At 69.5% G+C, this 15,167-nt stretch carries 17 protein-coding genes; 14 read left to right on the plus strand and 3 right to left on the minus strand.

Annotated elements, in window-relative coordinates; all coding sequences use genetic code 11:
• Positions 1–9: 9 nt before the first annotated feature.
• The 5 genes from VFG40_RS10245 (at position 10) to VFG40_RS10265 (ending at position 5,294) form a co-directional block, all read left to right on the plus strand.
• On the plus strand, positions 10–315 hold the full coding sequence (locus tag VFG40_RS10245) for a hypothetical protein (RefSeq protein ID WP_324897252.1): 306 nt from the start codon (positions 10–12) through the stop codon (positions 313–315).
• Positions 316–476: 161 nt separating this feature from the next.
• Positions 477–2,759 carry a motility hub landmark protein FimV gene (locus tag VFG40_RS10250; protein WP_324897253.1) on the plus strand — a complete coding sequence of 761 codons (2,283 nt, stop codon included), beginning with the start codon at positions 477–479 and terminating at the stop codon, positions 2,757–2,759.
• Between the two features lie 112 nt (positions 2,760–2,871).
• Positions 2,872–3,639, plus strand: a complete 768-nt coding sequence (gene truA / locus VFG40_RS10255; protein WP_324897254.1) for a tRNA pseudouridine(38-40) synthase TruA — start codon at positions 2,872–2,874, stop codon at positions 3,637–3,639.
• The gene (locus tag VFG40_RS10260) at positions 3,636–4,265 is read left to right on the plus strand and encodes a phosphoribosylanthranilate isomerase (protein ID WP_324897255.1); all 630 of its coding nucleotides are present in this window, start codon (positions 3,636–3,638) and stop codon (positions 4,263–4,265) included. The genes truA and VFG40_RS10260 overlap by 4 nt, the downstream gene beginning before the upstream one ends.
• 9 nt (positions 4,266–4,274) lie before the next feature.
• Positions 4,275–5,294, plus strand: coding sequence for a cupin-like domain-containing protein (locus tag VFG40_RS10265; RefSeq protein ID WP_324897256.1), 1,020 nt, complete (start codon positions 4,275–4,277; stop codon positions 5,292–5,294).
• Between the two features lie 53 nt (positions 5,295–5,347).
• On the opposite strand, the gene VFG40_RS10270 is transcribed toward VFG40_RS10265, so the two are convergent.
• On the minus strand, positions 5,348–6,238 hold the full coding sequence (locus VFG40_RS10270) for a LysR family transcriptional regulator (protein WP_324897257.1): 891 nt from the start codon (positions 6,236–6,238) through the stop codon (positions 5,348–5,350).
• Between the two features lie 123 nt (positions 6,239–6,361).
• Between VFG40_RS10270 and trpB the strand changes: the two genes are divergently transcribed.
• From trpB to accD, 3 genes are all read left to right on the plus strand, one after another.
• A complete protein-coding gene (gene trpB, locus VFG40_RS10275; protein WP_324897258.1) occupies positions 6,362–7,597 on the plus strand; it encodes a tryptophan synthase subunit beta in 1,236 nt (411 codons plus the stop codon).
• Between the two features lie 130 nt (positions 7,598–7,727).
• Entirely contained in the window at positions 7,728–8,528 is an 801-nt protein-coding gene (trpA, locus tag VFG40_RS10280; RefSeq protein WP_324897259.1) for a tryptophan synthase subunit alpha, read from the plus strand.
• A gap of 48 nt (positions 8,529–8,576) precedes the next feature.
• Positions 8,577–9,446, plus strand: coding sequence for an acetyl-CoA carboxylase, carboxyltransferase subunit beta (gene accD / locus VFG40_RS10285; RefSeq protein ID WP_324897260.1), 870 nt, complete (start codon positions 8,577–8,579; stop codon positions 9,444–9,446).
• A 316-nt stretch (positions 9,447–9,762) separates the two neighbouring features.
• On the opposite strand, the gene VFG40_RS10290 is transcribed toward accD, so the two are convergent.
• A complete protein-coding gene (locus VFG40_RS10290; protein ID WP_324897261.1) occupies positions 9,763–10,347 on the minus strand; it encodes a phosphatase PAP2 family protein in 585 nt (194 codons plus the stop codon).
• The gene (locus VFG40_RS10295) at positions 10,313–11,476 is read right to left on the minus strand and encodes a glycosyltransferase family 4 protein (protein ID WP_324897262.1); all 1,164 of its coding nucleotides are present in this window, start codon (positions 11,474–11,476) and stop codon (positions 10,313–10,315) included. The genes VFG40_RS10290 and VFG40_RS10295 overlap by 35 nt, the downstream gene beginning before the upstream one ends.
• Before the next feature lie 137 nt (positions 11,477–11,613).
• On the opposite strand from VFG40_RS10295, the gene VFG40_RS10300 reads away from it, so the two are divergent.
• The 6 genes from VFG40_RS10300 to VFG40_RS10325 all read left to right on the plus strand — a co-directional run bounded on the left by VFG40_RS10300 (position 11,614) and on the right by VFG40_RS10325 (position 15,115).
• Positions 11,614–11,970: a hypothetical protein gene (locus VFG40_RS10300; RefSeq protein ID WP_324897263.1), complete on the plus strand. Its 357-nt coding sequence runs from the start codon at positions 11,614–11,616 to the stop codon at positions 11,968–11,970.
• A 62-nt stretch (positions 11,971–12,032) separates the two neighbouring features.
• Complete coding sequence (gene gltX, locus VFG40_RS10305) at positions 12,033–13,433, plus strand: glutamate--tRNA ligase (RefSeq protein ID WP_324897264.1); 1,401 nt, start codon at positions 12,033–12,035, stop codon at positions 13,431–13,433.
• Between the two features lie 34 nt (positions 13,434–13,467).
• Complete coding sequence (locus VFG40_RS10310) at positions 13,468–13,752, plus strand: hypothetical protein (protein WP_324897265.1); 285 nt, start codon at positions 13,468–13,470, stop codon at positions 13,750–13,752.
• Between the two features lie 80 nt (positions 13,753–13,832).
• Positions 13,833–14,336 carry a transcriptional repressor gene (locus VFG40_RS10315; RefSeq protein WP_324897266.1) on the plus strand — a complete coding sequence of 168 codons (504 nt, stop codon included), beginning with the start codon at positions 13,833–13,835 and terminating at the stop codon, positions 14,334–14,336.
• Positions 14,337–14,443: 107 nt separating this feature from the next.
• Positions 14,444–14,872 (plus strand): MerC domain-containing protein, encoded by a 429-nt coding sequence (locus VFG40_RS10320; RefSeq protein WP_324897267.1) that lies wholly within the window; start codon positions 14,444–14,446, stop codon positions 14,870–14,872.
• A gap of 81 nt (positions 14,873–14,953) precedes the next feature.
• The gene (locus VFG40_RS10325) at positions 14,954–15,115 is read left to right on the plus strand and encodes a 30S ribosomal protein THX (RefSeq protein WP_324897268.1); all 162 of its coding nucleotides are present in this window, start codon (positions 14,954–14,956) and stop codon (positions 15,113–15,115) included.
• The last annotated feature ends 52 nt before the right edge of the window (positions 15,116–15,167 follow it).

Consider the following 15,167-nt stretch of genomic DNA (forward strand, 5'->3'; position numbering starts at 1 on the left):
GGTGAAACCATGCGCTGTACCTTCCTTGTTGCTCTCCTGACCGTGGCGCAGGCCGGCGGCGCTCCCGCGCTTGCCGCGGCTTCCCGCGGGCAGGACGCCGCCGCGACCACGCAGGCCGATCCCCAGCGGATCGGCCTGCACCTCAAGCGCACCGCCTCGGAGGTGCAGCAGCTGCAGCAGGCGGTGGCAGCGCAGGAGTCGCGCAGCCGGCAGGCCCAGGAGCGCCTGCGCGAGCAGGATCGGGCGCTGGAGCAGCTGCGTCAGCAGTTGCAGGCGACGCATCCTGCGCCGCCGTCCGGAAAGGACGGTTCCTGAGCGCGTGCGTGTTCGAGAAGCTGGCGCAGCAATATCGTGCAAGTATTCGCCACGCCTATTGTTGATTGGCTGGCATCTAACTAAAGTGACGCGCTATTCGGGAGGCCGCCGCGTTCTGCGACGGCACGGGGAGCGTCACGGGTCGTTCGGGGGAAAACGCGATGAATCGTTCGTTGAAACTGTCCATGCTGCTGGCCTTGGCATTGGGAAGCAGCCAGGCAGTGGCACTGGAGCTGGGCCAGATCCAGGTGAAGTCGGCCCTGGGCCAGCCCCTGCTGGCCGAGATCCCGGTGACCCCGGAGAGCCCCGCCGACCTGCGCAACCTGAGCGCCCGGCTGGCCTCGAACGAGGATTTCGCCCGCGCCGGCATCACTGACGGCCGCACCGCCGTACCGCTGAACTTCGCCATCGTGAACGGGCCCGGCGGCAGCAAGCTGATCCGCATCACCAGCAACGACGCGATCAACGACCCGTATCTCGACCTGCTGGTGCAGGTGGACAACGCCGCCGGCAAGAGCGTGCGGGAATACACCATCCTGCTCGATCCGCCCGGCGTGGCCGCGGCGCCGCCGCCGGTTGCTGCTGCGCCGTCGTCGCGCGCTCCCGCCGTGCCAGGCACCACGCCCCGCGCGAGCCGGCCGGCCGCGGCGCCGGCGGCCAGCCGTGGTGCCGTGGTCGACGGCCAGTTCGGACCGGTCCAGAGCGGGCAGAACCTGTCCTCGATCGCGCAGCAGGTGATGCCGGCGGGGGCCGACCTCAACCAGACGCTGCTGGCGCTCAAGCAAGCCAATCCCGACGCGTTCTATCGCGACAACATCAACGCCCTCAAGAGCGGTGCCGTGCTGCGCGTACCGACCGCGGACGAGGCCCGTGCCATGAGCGCCGCGGCTGCGATGGCCGAAGTGCGTCGGCAGAACGGCGACTGGCGTTCTGGCACGGTCAGTGCGCCCACCGCCGTGGCCGACTCGGCCACCCGCGCCGGTGCGTCGACGTCGCCCAGCGCCCCGGCGACGCCGGCGGACGATCATCTGGCGCTGGTTCCCTCCGCCGACGGCAAGGGTGCATCGGCCGGCTCGGGCAAGGGTGGCGCCGAGGTGCGGCGCGAGCTGCAGCGTAGCCAGGAGAGCCTGGCCACCCTGCAGCAACAGGGCGCCGAGCTGAAGTCGCGGCTGAAAGACCTCGAAGATATCAACGGCAAGAACGAGCGCCTGCTGGCGCTGAAAGACAACGAGATCGCCGAGTTGCAGCGCAAGCTGGCGGAGGCCCAGAAGGGTGCCGGTGCGGAAGTTGCGACCGCAACCCCGGCCAAGGCCACCACCGCGCTTGTGCCGGCGGCGGCCGGTGCGCCAGCCAACGCACCGACTGCCGAAAAGACCGCCGCCGCAGCGGCAGGCACCGCGATGACGCCGGCGATGGCGACACCGGTTGCCAGCACTTCGGCTGCCAGCGCGACGGCGGCCGCCACGCCGGCAGCCGTCGCGCCCAAGCCGGCGAAGAAGCCGGCCCCGGTCAAGCGTGCGCCCGCGCCCACGCCGGTCGAAGATCCCTGGTACATGCAGACCTGGGCATGGGCCGCTGGTGCCGTGGCGATCGCCCTGGCGCTGCTGCTGGCCCTGCGTGGCCGCCGTTCCAAGGCACCGAACAAGCCGGCCGGTTCCTCGCTCGCCGACCGCTTCGGCGCAGCCCCGCTGCCCGTCGACGGCTCGGACGATCCGGACCAGGACGAGCTGCTCGACCAGCTGGCCGAGCATCCGGACGATGTCGGCCTGCATCTGGAGCTTGTGAGCCTCTACTACCACCGCCGTGATGTGGAGCATTTCGAAGCGGCGGCCGAGGCGATGTACGCGCACATCAGCGATCCGCAGCAGTCCGAGTGGCAGGACGTGGCGGCAATGGGCGAGGACCTGGTGCCTGGCCACCCGCTGTTCGTGGGGGTGGACACCTCGGTGCCGGAGAACGAGCGCGAGCCGCTCGGTGGCTTCGACCTCGACAGCTATCCGTCCGACGCGACGGCCGACTCGGTGCCCCCGCCGATGCCTGCACCCACGCCGGCACCGGCCAAGGTCAGCGAATACCATTTCGACTTCAACCTGACGCCGCAGCGCGAACCGGCCCGCGCCCCGCTGACCGACACCACGCACGACGACGAAGGGCACGCGGACACCATCGAGGACGTCGACTTTGCCTTCGAGGACGACCTGCACGCGGCCGACACTGCCGGGTCGACCGATGCCGCTCCGGCCTGGCAGGCCGACGGTGCCGACACCGACTTCGAGCCGACCGAGTTCAGCGACGATCCGATCGACACCAAGCTCGATCTGGCCCGTGCCTACCTCGACATGGGTGACGCCGACGGCGCGCGTGCGATGCTCGAGGAAGTGCTCGCCGAGGGCAGCCAGCCGCAGCGCGACGTGGCGCGCCGTCTGCTCGACGGTATCGCCTGAGCGCCGCCGAGCGGCCGCAACACCATCGACCCGGGCCGCTCATGCGGCCCGGGTTTTTTTATGCGGGCTGCTATGCTTTGCGGCCGCGTTTCGAGAGCATCTGCACCCGGTCATGCGCATCGCCCTGGGCATTGAATACGACGGCACCGACTTCTCCGGCTGGCAGCGGCTGAGCCACCGTCCCAGCGTGCAGGGCGCGCTGGAAAAGGCCCTTTCATCGGTGGCCGCGCAGCCGGTCGAGGTGACCTGTGCCGGGCGCACCGACGCAGGCGTACACGGGCGCTGCCAGGTGGTGCACTTCGACACCGAGGTGCAGCGCGATCCACGCGGCTGGGTACTGGGGACGTGCGCGAATCTCCCGACCGCGGTCGCGGTGCTCTGGGCCATGCCGGTCGCCGACGCGTTCCATGCACGTTTCTCCGCGCGCAGCCGCCGCTACTGCTATCGCATCCTCAACCGTCCGGTGCGGGCGGCGCTGGATGCGCGATACGTCACCTGGGAGCGTCAGCCGCTGGATGCCGAGCGGATGCACGAGGCGGCGCAGGTGCTGCGTGGCGAGCACGATTTCACTGCGTTCCGGGCGATCGCCTGCCAGGCTGCGCACGCCCGGCGCGAGGTGCTGGCGGTGTCGGTGCGGCGCGAGGACGAACAGGTGAGTATCGAGATCGAGGCCAACGCGTTTCTCCACCACATGGTGCGCAACATCGTCGGCTCGCTGCTGCCGATCGGCCGCGGCGAACGCGAACCGGGCTGGCTGGCGCAGCTGCTGGCCGGGCGCAACCGCGAAGTCGCCGGACCCACGGCGCCGGCTTCCGGACTCACCTTCATCGGTCCGCGCTACGAGCCGCACTGGGGATTGCCGGCGGCGGTGACGGCATGACCCGCACACGCATCAAATGCTGCGGCATGACCCGCGTCGAGGATGCGCTGCTTGCCGCCCGCCTGGGCGCCGATGCCATCGGCGTGGTGCTGACCGCGTGCAGCCGTCGCCGCGTCACCATCGAGCAGGCGCGCGGGATCGTGGCGGCCCTGCCGCCGTTCGTCACCAGCGTGGCGCTGCTGATGGACGATGACGCCGAATGGGTGCGCGCCGTCGCCGAGGGCGTGCGGCCGAACCTGCTGCAATTCCACGGCAGTGAAACCGACGCCTGGTGTGCCCAGTTCGGTCGGCCGTACCTCAAGGCGGTGGCGATGGGCGAGGGCGCAGCTGCGCTGGCGCGCCTGCGGGACTATCCGCAGGCCGAGGGCCTGCTGCTGGACGGCCATGGGCTCGGTGAGCCCGGCGGCAGCGGCAAGGCGTTCGACTGGGGGCTGATGCCAGCCGCGGCGGAGCAGCCGCTGGTCCTCGCTGGGGGCCTGCACCCGGGCAATGTCGGCGAGGCCATCCGGCGGGCGCGGCCGTGGGCGGTGGACGTGGCCAGCGGCATCGAGTCGGCGCCCGGCATCAAGGATCCGGCGCGACTGGCGGCCTTCATTGCCGCCGTGCACGCGGCGGATCTCGCCTGAGCCGCACCGGTGGCCCACTCCGCCATGCCCACGCCGATCGATGAGTGCGACTGCCGCTCGGGCGAGCTCGACCTCGCGGCGCTGATCCAGCAGGCAAGGCCGCGTGTGCTGCGGGGCCTGGTCGACGCGTGGCCGGTGGTGGCATGGGCGCGGGAGTCCGACACCGCGCTGGCCCGTGGCCTGGGTGCCCTGGACAGCGGCGTCGAGGTGGACGCCTTGCTGATGTCGCCGGAGGAAGGCGGACGGGTCGGCTACAACGCCGACCTCAGCGGCTTCAACTATGAGCACTACCGCATCTGCGTCACCGACGGACTCAAGCGGCTGGTGCACGAGAGCCGGCAGGCGCGGCCGTACGGACTGGCGATCCAGAGTGCGCCGGTGGCGACGTGCCTGCCGGGCTTTCTCGACCACCATCGTCTGCCCATGCTGGACCCGGCGATCCTTCCGCGCCTGTGGATCGGCAACCGGGTGACCACGCCGGCGCACTTCGACGAGTTCCACAACGTGGCTTGCGTGATCGGCGGCCGCCGTCGTTTCACCGTGTTCGCGCCGGACCAGGTGGACAACTTGTACATCGGTCCGCTGGACTTTGCCCCCACCGGGGCGGCGATCAGCATGGCCCGGCTGGACCAGCCGGACGATCCGCGCTTTCCGCGGCTCAAGCACGCGCTGGCGGCGGCGCAGGTGGCCGAGCTGGCGCCGGGCGACGCAATCTACCTGCCGCCGTTGTGGTGGCACCACGTGACATCGCTGGAGCGCATCAACGCGCTGGCCAACTACTGGTGGAAACCGGTGCCGCCCGGTGGCGTGGCGGCCGCTACCGCGCTCGGGGCGCTGCTGCACGCGACGCTGGTGTTCCGTTCAATGGGCGCCAGCGAGCGCGCCGGCTGGCGTGCCATCGTCAATCACTTCGCTTTTGGCGACCCCGCCGATGCCGAACACATTCCGGCGGATCGTCGCGGCGTGCTGGGCACGCTGTCGCCGGCACAGGCGCAGCGGCTGCGCGAGGCGATCAAGCGCTATCTCTGAGTCACCCTTGGGTCCGAGGCAGCTTGCTCCGGGCGAACCTTGACGGTGGCCGCTCAGCCGCCCGCCAGCTCTGCCTGCAGCCAGTGCGCCAGCGCCAGGGCACGGCCATCGCCCGCCCGCTGTGGCGTAGCCAGTACCCAGCTCGAGGCGGTTTCGCAGAAACCCCACGGCGCGATCAGCCGGCCGCTGGCGAGGTCTTCGGCCACCAGCGGTGCGGGGGCAATGGCGACCCCCAGGCCCGCCAGCGCGGCTTCGAGCAGGTAGTACAGGTGGGCGAATTCCTGTCCCGTCGCGTGCGGCGGGCCGGCCAGCCCGGCGGCATCGGACCAGTCGCGCCACGCCTGCGGGCGCGAGCGGGTCTGCAAGACCGGTTCGTCCAGCAGCGCGCTGATTGGCTGCCCCTGCAGGCGCGGCCAGCCCGCGTACCGCGGACTGAGTACCGGGCCAATCCGCTCCGTCGCGAGCGTGTCCACCCGCCACGCGGACGGCCACGGCGGCGCCGCCAGCAGCAGGGCGCCGTCCAGCCCGTCCAGTTCCGCGCCCGGGGCATCCTCCTGGGCGGACAGGTGCAGCGGCAGGTCGGGAAGATCCCGGTTCAGCCGGTGCAGCCGTGGAATCACCCAGCGTGCCAGCAGGCTGCCGGAGCAACCGAGCACGAACGGCGCGCGAGTGCTGCGGCGCAGGCCGGCCCAGCTGTCGCGCAGTTGTTCCAGCGCGGTGCCCGCGGCATCGCGCAGTTGCGCGCCCGCGTCAGTCAGCGCCAGGCCACGCCCCTGACGCGCGAACAGCGGACGGCCCAGCGCATCCTCGAGCAGCCGCAGTTGCCGGCTCACGGCGCCGTGGGTGACGTGCAGCTCCTGCGCGGCCCGCGTCACGCTCTCCAGCCGGGCGGTGGCCTCGAACGCGCGCAGGGCATTCAGCGGAGGCAGGTCGCGCTCTGTCATGTGATATTTCCTGACAATTTGCGGCGATCTTATCGCTTTTCCGGGTGTGATCCGAGGATTAGAATTCACGCTTATCGCGGGCGATGGTGCCCGCTGACTCCGCTCCACACAGGAATCATCGCCATGGCCAACGCCCAGCCCCTGTCGCCCGCTCCCGTCCAGGACTTCCATGCCTGGCCCGATGCGCACGGCCGTTTCGGCGCGTTCGGCGGGCAGTACGTCGCCGAGACCCTGATGGCGCCGCTGGCCGAGCTGAGCGAGGCCTATGAGCGGCTGCGCAAGGATCCGCAGTTCATCGCCGAGCTGGATCGCGATCTCACCCACTACGTCGGCCGGCCCAGCCCGATCTACCACGCCGAACGGCTGTCGGCGCACGTCGGCGGCGCGCGCATCCTGCTCAAGCGCGAGGACCTGAACCACACCGGCGCGCACAAGATCAACAACACCGTGGGGCAGGGGCTGGTGGCGCGCCACATGGGCAAGCCGCGGATCATCGCCGAGACCGGTGCCGGCCAGCACGGCGTGGCCAGTGCCACCATCGCGGCGCGGCTGGGGCTCAAGTGCGTGGTCTACATGGGCGCCACCGACATCGAGCGGCAGAAGATCAACGTCTATCGCATGAAGCTGCTCGGCGCCGAGGTGGTGCCGGTGACCTCGGGCTCGAAGACGCTCAAGGATGCGCTGAACGAGGCGATGCGCGACTGGGTGACCAACGTCGCCGATACCTTCTACATCATCGGCACGGTGGCCGGTCCGCACCCGTACCCGCAGATGGTGCGCGACTTCAACGCGATCGTCGGCCGCGAGGCGCGTGCGCAGATGCTGGCCGAGTATGGCCGCCTGCCCGACGCGATCACCGCCTGCGTCGGCGGTGGCTCCAATGCCATCGGCCTGTTCCACGAGTTCCTCAATGATCGCGACGTGCGCATCGTCGGGGCCGAAGCGGCCGGCGAGGGCATCGGCAGCGGGCTGCACGCGGCCTCGCTCGCGGCCGGACGGCCCGGCGTGCTGCACGGCAACCGCACCTACGTGCTGTGCGATGACAACGGCCAGATCGCCGAAACCCACTCCGTCTCCGCTGGTCTCGACTATCCCGGCGTCGGCCCGGAACATGCCTTCCTCAAGGATGCCGGCCGCGCCGAGTACGTGGGCATCACCGACGCCGAGGCGATGGAGGCATTCCACCTGCTGGCGCGCACCGAGGGCATCCTCGCCGCGCTCGAGTCCAGTCACGCGATTGCCCAGGCGATGAAGCTCGCGCGCGAGCTGCCCAGGGACGGCCTGGTGCTGTGCAACCTCTCCGGGCGCGGCGACAAGGACGTGCACACGATCGCCGCCCGCGAAGGCGTCACGGTGTAGTCGCGGGCGTCAGCCGTGAAGCGCGGGCAGGCTTGCCCGGTGTTCCCGGCTGGCCGACCCCGCCTTGTGCCTCGTTCGCCGCCGCGCCGGTTCGCTCACACCTTCAACTCCCTCCTTGCCTGGTCCGCCCATGTCCCGTATCGATGCACGCTTCGCCGCCCTCAAGTCCGCCGGTCGCACCGGGCTGATCACCTTCGTCACCGCAGGCGATCCGTCGCCGCAGCACACGGTGGCGCTGATGCATGCGCTGGTGGACTCCGGCGCCGACCTGCTGGAGCTCGGCGTGCCGTTTTCCGACCCCATGGCCGATGGCCCGGTGATCCAGCACGCCAGCGAGCGGGCGATTGCCAAGGGCGTCGGCCTTGTCGACGTGCTGCGCTGGGTGGCGGAGTTTCGCCAGCGCGACCCGGATACGCCGATCGTGCTGATGGGCTACCTCAATCCGGTGGAGATCCACGGCTATGCGCGGTTCGGCAAGGAGGCCGCCGAGGCCGGTGTCGACGGCGTGCTGCTGGTCGATTGCCCGCTGGAGGAGTCGGCGGTACTGGAGCCGCTGCGCGCGGCCGGACTGCAGCCGATCCGGCTCGCGGCGCCCACCACCGCACCCGCGCGTATGGCGCAGCTGTGCGAGTCTGCCGAGGGCTTCCTGTACTATGTGTCGTTTGCCGGCATCACCGGCGCGGGGCATTTGAGCACCCGTGATATCGCCGAGCGCGTGGCCGACATCCGGTCGCGCGCGAAGGCTCCGGTGGCGGTCGGTTTCGGCGTGCGTGATGCACGCAGCGCGCGCGAGATCGCCGCCTTCGCCGATGCCGTGGTGATCGGCAGCGCGCTGGTGGACCGGCTCGACGGCGCGTTGCAGGTGGAAGACATCGTGGCCCGGATCAGCGATTTCCTGACGCCGATCCGTGCCGCGCTCGACGCACACTGAGACGGTCCGTCCGACCGTCCCGGGTCAGGAACGTTTTGAGGTGTTGCGATGAACTGGCTGCAGAAAATCATGACTCCGCGCGCCCGTACCCAGGGCGCCGCTGCCGGAAAAGGCAAGGTGCCCGAGGGCGTGTGGGACAAGTGCGCTGGTTGCGGCACGGTGCTGTACCGGCCGGAGCTGGAGCGCAACCTCATGGTCTGCCCCAAGTGCGGCCATCACCACTACATCAGTGCGCGTGACCGGCTCGCCTCGCTGTTCGACGAGAACAGTGCGCAGGAACTGTGGGCCAGCCTGGAGCCCACCGATCCGCTGAAATTCCGTGATTCGAAGAAGTATCGCGACCGCATTGTCGCCGCGCAGAAGTCCACCGGCGAGAAGGACGCGCTGGTCACCATGAGCGGTGCGCTGAAGGGCCGCCCGCTGATGGCGGCGGCCTTCGAGTTTGCCTACATGGGTGGCTCGATGGGTTCGGTGGTGGGCGAAAAGTTCGCCCGTGCCGCGGAGCGCGCGCTGGCCGACCGCAGCGCACTGGTGTGCTTCTCCGCCACCGGCGGTGCGCGCATGCAGGAGTCGCTGTTCTCGCTGATGCAGATGGCCAAGACCTCGGCCGCGCTGGCGCGCATGCGCGACGCCGGGGTGCCGTACATCAGCGTGATGACGCACCCGACCACCGGTGGTGTCTCGGCCAGCCTGGCAATGCTGGGCGACATCAACGTGGGTGAGCCGAAGGCGCTGATCGGCTTTGCCGGGCCCCGCGTGATCGAGCAGACCGTGCGCGAGACGCTGCCGGAAGGCTTCCAGCGCTCGGAGTTCCTGCTCGAACACGGCGCCATCGACATGATCGTCGACCGCCGCGAGATGCGCGACAAGCTGGCCGACGTGCTCGGTCTGCTGATGAAGGCCCCCCGCGCCGCCTGATCGCGCACAAAGCATGGCACCTGGCGAAGCCGCCGCATCCCCGCGATGCGGCGGCTTCTTCGTCTTTGGGTGTCCAGTGGCGCACGGTCGGCGCCGGCGCGTTGTCCACAGGGAATGTGCACGAGCGGCGGAGAACCCTGTGGACAACCCGGCCTTGTGCCTTTGCGCTCAGTCACTTGCTACGCGGCGGTCAGTTCTTGCGCAGCGCCCGCGTCGTTTTCCACAGCCGCTGTGGAAGTGCTCGGGTAAACCCTGTGGATAGGTAGCCTATCGTGCTGATCGCAAAGCACATGCGCACGGCCTGAGCACGATCTGCTCAGGCAAGCATCGTCACCGGCATCAGCCACAACGCGAGCGCGCCCAGCGTGCTGCCAATGCCGATCGCGGCGAGCACGTCGCTCGGGTAGTGCAGGCCGAGCACGACGCGCGAGGCGGCCACCAGCGCAGTGAAGGTAAGCAGCAGGGGTGCCAGCAGCGGATACCAGGCCAGCGCCACCACGGTGAAGCCCACCGCCTGCAGCGTATGGCCGGAGGGAAAGCTGAACTCGTCCAGCGGCGGCACGTGAGCGATCACGCCGGCGCACACGCGGAACGGGCGCGGTCGCCTGGTCCATCGCTTGAGCAGCCGGTACAGCGCCAGTGCGGTGAGTCCGGTGGCCGCCATGTGCGCGGCGGCGAGCGCGCCGCGACGGCCGTCGAGCACCGCCAGCGTCAGCATCAGCGCATACCAGAACACGCCGTCGCCGAGCCGGCTCACCGCGCCGAAGAACAGTCCCACCGCACGCCGTGCGCCCCAGCGGTTGGCGGCCACGCACATCCGCCGGTCGAACGCGAAGCGCGGGCCGCGCATGGCCGGAGCGGGAAACTCAGGCATGGGCGCGAGTGGCGGCAGGCTGGACATCGGCGCTCTCCCGGGCAAGTTGCCTCAACAGCGATTCGAAATCACGGATCACCGATTCCGGCGACAGCGCACCCACGCTGGCATGGGCGGCGCGGCCCATGTGGCGGATCAGGCTGGGGTTGCCGGCGAGGGTGACGGTCGCATCAATGAAGCCGGCCTCGTCGCCCGGCTCGATGACGTAGCCATTGCTGCCGTGTTCCATGTGTTCGCGCGCCGCGCCTTCGCGATAGGCCACCACCGGCAGGCCGGCGGCGAGCGCTTCGAGAATCACGTTGCCGAAGGTCTCGCTGAGGCTGGGGAACGCGAACACGTCCGCACTGGCCACATGGCGCGCCAGCGCATCGCCGCGCTGCATGCCGGCGAAGATGAAGTCCGGATGCGCCGCCTGCAGCGCCGCGCGGGCCGGGCCGTCGCCGACCCACACGTAGCGTGCGGCCGGCACCTGCTGCTGCACTGCGCGGAACGCACGCACGGCCAGCTCGAGGTTCTTTTCCGCCGCGATGCGGCCCACATACAGCACCACCGGAGCGTGGCCATCCACGCCCCACTGCTGGCGCAACGCCACGTCGCGATGTCTCGGATGGAACTGCGTCGTGTCCACGGCGCGACGAAGGATGCGCGCATGGCGCACCCCCATCGCGGCCAGCTCCTGCCGCAGCGCGTCGGTCGGTACCAGCGTTGCCCCGCCGCGGTTGTGGAAGCGGCGCAGGTAGCCACGCACCGCCTCGGTCAGGAAGCCCACGCCGTAGTGCGCTGCATAGTTGTCGAAACGGGTGTGGAAACCGGTCGCCGCGGGAATGCCCAGCTGTTGCGCCGTGCGCATCGCCGACCACCCCAGCGGGCCTTCCGTGGCCACGTAGATGGCGTCCGGCCGCAGGCGGTTCCAGCGTTTGCGCAGCATGCGTCCACTGGGAAATCCGAAGCGCAGGCCCGGGTAGCGGGGCAGGGCGGCGCCACGCGTTTCCACCGGAAGCATGCCGGGTTCGTCGGAGCACGACACCGGCTGATGCGGCCGGACCACTTCCACCGTATGCCCCAGTGCAGCCAGGCCGGTGGCGAGGCTGTGTACGGTCAACGCGACGCCGTTGATCTCGGGGGGATAGGTCTCGCTGACGATGCCGATGCGCATGACAACACCTTGGCTGGCTTGGCCCAGCTTCGGCGCCGCGCGTTGCGCGGGCGTGGCGCGGTCATGACGCGTCGGTGACGCCGTGCTTTACCATCGCAGGGCGACGCGCCACCATCGCTTGCGTCGCGGCAGAGGAGGTGGCCATGCATCCGTTCGGGTCCTTCGCTTCAATGGCATTGATCGCGGCGCTCGCGCTGCCGTCCAACGCGCGGGCCACCGCCCGTGCCGCCGTCCAGGATGCGGCGTCGGAGCCGCCGCCGGCTGCGGCTACGGCAGTGCCCGCGCGGGTACCGCTGTTCCAGGTGCGTTACGTGCTGGAGCCCGCGGCGCCGCAACGCCGCGAGCATCCGCCGCTGGATTTTGGCGACGGCCAGCCGGCGATACGGGACTCGGCACTGCTCGGCGCGCCCGCCGTGCTGCTTCGGGGAGTGATCGAAACCCCCAACGTCATCGTGTGCCGCGGCTGGTCCTGCGAGCAGTCGTCTCGCCGCTGAGGCGGGGCAGCAGCGCGTCGATGGTCTAAAATGGGCGATTGCCCCGCACGCAGCCTCGCCCCATGACCGTCCGCACCCGCTTTGCCCCCAGTCCCACCGGCTTTCTCCATATCGGCGGCGCGCGCACCGCGCTGTACTGCTGGCTGGAGGCGCGTCGTCGCGGCGGCGAGTTCGTGCTGCGCATCGAGGACACCGACCGCGAGCGCTCCACCGACGCGGCCGTACAGGCAATCCTCGACGCGATGCACTGGCTGGATCTGGACGCCGACGCGGCACCGGTCTATCAGACTCATCGGCTGGCGCGCTACCGGGAAGTGGCCGATCGCCTCGTTGCCGAGGGCAAGGCCTATTACGCCTACGAGAGCAAGGACGAGATCGAGGCGATGCGCGAGACGGCCATGGCCGCCGGCGAGAAGCCTCGCTACAACGGCTACTACCGCGACCGCAACGAGCCGTACCGCGAGGACCCGAACCGGGTGATCCGCTTCAAGAACCCTACCGAGGGTTCGGTGGTGTTCGAGGACAAGGTGAAGGGTCGCATCGAGATCGCCAATAGCGAGCTGGACGACCTGGTGATCTTCCGCTCCGACGGCTGGCCTACCTACAACTTCGCCGTGGTGGTGGACGACATCGACATGGGCATCACCGAGGTGATCCGCGGCGACGACCACGTCAACAACACGCCGCGGCAGATCAACATCTATCACGCGCTGGGCGCACCGGTGCCGGAGTTCGCGCACCTGCCGATGATCCTGGACAAGGAAGGCAAGAAGCTCTCCAAGCGCACCAACTCGGTAAGTGTCATGGAGTACCGCGCCGACGGCTTCCTGCCGCACGCGCTGCTCAACTACCTGGTGCGGTTGGGCTGGTCGCACGGTGACCAGGAAATCTTCTCGCGCGCGGAGATGGTCAAGCTCTTCGACATCGCCGACGTCAACAAGGCCGCTTCGCGCTTCGACACCGAAAAGCTCGCCTGGCTCAACCAGCACTACCTCAAGACCGACGATCCCGCCGCCATCGCACCGGAGTTCGAGTGGCACCTGCAGCGCGCCGGCTACGACCTGTCGAACGGCCCGGCGCCGGCCGACCTGATCGTGGCGCTGCGCGACCGCGTGCAGACCCTGAAGGAAATGGCCGAGCGCGCGGCGATCTGGTTCGGTCCCATCGTCGAGTGGGACGAGAAGGCCGTCGCCAAGCACCTCAAGAACGACAGTGCGGTCGCCGTGCTTGACGAGGCAAGGGCGCTGCTGGCCAGTTGCGAGTGGAAGCCCGAGCCGATCCACGCGGTGATCGAGCAGATCGCCGCGAAACTGGAGCTGGGCATGGGCAAGATTGCCCAGCCGCTGCGCGTGGCGATGACCGGCACCCAGGTCTCGCCGTCGATCGATCACACCATCTACCTGGCTGGCCGCGATGTGGCGCTGCAGCGCATCGCCGACGCCATGGCGCGGGCGCAGGGCTGAGCACGGCCGCCCGCTCGCGTCGCGGAGCCCAGCCATGGATGAACTGATCGCCAAGGCCATGCAGGGCGTGGACCCGGAAGCGCCCGGAGCGTTCTGGCAGGCGTTCGGCAACCTGATGGCGCTGGTGCCATGGACGCAACTGGCGTTGTGGAGCGTGTTCTTCGTGGTGGTGGGTGCCGCGCTCGGCCGTTGGCGCGGACAGACCCGCGCCGGCGTGGTCTGGGCACTGCTGCTCGGCCCGATCGGCTGGCTGGTGGTGCTCTGGCTGCCGCGACGCACCGGCCCCTTGCCACCGCCCTTGCCGCGCCGGCGACGCTGACCCGGACAGCAGGCGCGTTGCTGTCGCGGGCGTGCCTGCGCGCTCCTTGCGGTTGATCGGGAGGCCGGCAGGCCCGATGTATGATCGCCAGCGAGGTGATTCGATTGAGCAAGCAGACCGGCGGCAAGTTCCACACGCACCACGAAGGCGACCCCCAGGGGTTTGTCGACGCGGTGTCGCACGCGAGCGAGGAGCGCGGCTTGCGGCTCACGCCGCTGCGCAAGGAAGTGCTGGAGCTGGTGGCCGCGGCCGGCAAGCCGGTGAAGGCCTACGACCTGCTCGACCAGCTGCGCGAGCGCCACGGCAACGCGGCCCCGCCCACGGTGTACCGGGCGCTGGATTTCCTGCTCGAGCAGGGCTTCATCCACAAGCTCGAGTCGATCAACGCGTTCGTGTCCTGCCACCACCCGGCCGAGGCGCACCAGGTGCCGTTCCTGATCTGCGATGTCTGCTCCAGTGCGCAGGAGGTGTGCGACGAGCGGGTGGCGCAGTTGATCGAGACCCAGGCCGAGCGCTTCGGTTTCCATCCCCAGGCGCAGACGCTGGAAGTGCACGGCGTGTGCCGCCAGTGCCGCCAAGGCTGAGGCCGAGCGCGCCTCCAGGGCCGTCGCTGGCGCCCGAGCACGTTATAAAGTAACATCGACGAATGAAGACGAACGCGTCGCCGCCCGTGGCGACCTGGGACGAGTCGATGGATTCCCCCCAACTGGACAGATCGACGTGGTGGAAGGTGGCGGACCGGGTGGGTGCGGCGGCCTCGTTCCTGTGCGCAATCCACTGCGCCTTGCTGCCGTTCGTGCTGGCGCTGCTGCCGCTGATCGGGCTGGAGTTCCTGGCCAGTCACACGTTCGAGCGGTGGTTCGTGGTGTTCGCCTGCGCACTGGCGTTGTTCAGCCTGATCCGCGGCTATCGCCGCCATCGCCTCTCGCAGCCGCTGGCCTTCGCGTTGCCCGGCCTGGCGCTGCTGTTGCTGGGTGTCACGGTGGCCGAGGGTTACTCGGTCGCAATGCACAGCACGATGGTGACGCTGGGTGGCCTGATGGTGGCGTTCTCGCACTTCCTTAATCTGCGCGCGGACCGTCAGCTCGACCACGTGCACGGTCCGCAGTGCGCGCACTGAGCGCAGCCCTTCTTGCGCTTTGCGCGGCCGCTGCTACGATGGCCGACTGTTCAGACAATCAATACGCATCAAGGAGTTTCCATGGGTAAGGGCGATCGCAAGACCCGTCGCGGCAAGATCAATCGCGCCAGCTACGGCAACAGTCGTGCGCACGGCGTCCAGCCTGCGGTGGCGGGTGGCAAGCCCACCGTGACCAAGCCGGCTGCCGCCAAGAAGGCCGCGCCGAAGAAGAAGTCCGCCTGAGCCACGCGCCAGGTTGAGCAGAAGCCCCCGCCTGCGGGGGCTTTTTGTTTCC

The organism is Dyella sp. (assembly GCF_035685805.1).
In the GTDB taxonomy this organism is placed as follows: domain Bacteria; phylum Pseudomonadota; class Gammaproteobacteria; order Xanthomonadales; family Rhodanobacteraceae; genus Dyella_A.

Excerpts from the sequence above, each read along its gene's own strand:
- VFG40_RS10310 (WP_324897265.1), top strand. The coding sequence starts at position 13,468 with ATGGATGAACTGATCGCCAAGGCCATGCAGGGCGTGGACCCGGAAGCG.
- VFG40_RS10325 (WP_324897268.1), top strand. The coding sequence starts at position 14,954 with ATGGGTAAGGGCGATCGCAAGACCCGTCGCGGCAAGATCAATCGCGCC.
- VFG40_RS10315 (WP_324897266.1), top strand. The coding sequence starts at position 13,833 with ATGATCGCCAGCGAGGTGATTCGATTGAGCAAGCAGACCGGCGGCAAG.
- VFG40_RS10270 (WP_324897257.1), bottom strand. The coding sequence starts at position 6,238 with ATGACAGAGCGCGACCTGCCTCCGCTGAATGCCCTGCGCGCGTTCGAG.
- VFG40_RS10320 (WP_324897267.1), top strand. The coding sequence starts at position 14,444 with ATGGATTCCCCCCAACTGGACAGATCGACGTGGTGGAAGGTGGCGGAC.
- VFG40_RS10295 (WP_324897262.1), bottom strand. The coding sequence starts at position 11,476 with ATGCGCATCGGCATCGTCAGCGAGACCTATCCCCCCGAGATCAACGGC.
- VFG40_RS10250 (WP_324897253.1), top strand. The coding sequence starts at position 477 with ATGAATCGTTCGTTGAAACTGTCCATGCTGCTGGCCTTGGCATTGGGA.
- accD (WP_324897260.1), top strand. The coding sequence starts at position 8,577 with ATGAACTGGCTGCAGAAAATCATGACTCCGCGCGCCCGTACCCAGGGC.
- gltX (WP_324897264.1), top strand. The coding sequence starts at position 12,033 with ATGACCGTCCGCACCCGCTTTGCCCCCAGTCCCACCGGCTTTCTCCAT.
- VFG40_RS10245 (WP_324897252.1), top strand. The coding sequence starts at position 10 with ATGCGCTGTACCTTCCTTGTTGCTCTCCTGACCGTGGCGCAGGCCGGC.
- VFG40_RS10290 (WP_324897261.1), bottom strand. The coding sequence starts at position 10,347 with ATGTCCAGCCTGCCGCCACTCGCGCCCATGCCTGAGTTTCCCGCTCCG.
- trpA (WP_324897259.1), top strand. The coding sequence starts at position 7,728 with ATGTCCCGTATCGATGCACGCTTCGCCGCCCTCAAGTCCGCCGGTCGC.
- VFG40_RS10260 (WP_324897255.1), top strand. The coding sequence starts at position 3,636 with ATGACCCGCACACGCATCAAATGCTGCGGCATGACCCGCGTCGAGGAT.
- trpB (WP_324897258.1), top strand. The coding sequence starts at position 6,362 with ATGGCCAACGCCCAGCCCCTGTCGCCCGCTCCCGTCCAGGACTTCCAT.
- truA (WP_324897254.1), top strand. The coding sequence starts at position 2,872 with ATGCGCATCGCCCTGGGCATTGAATACGACGGCACCGACTTCTCCGGC.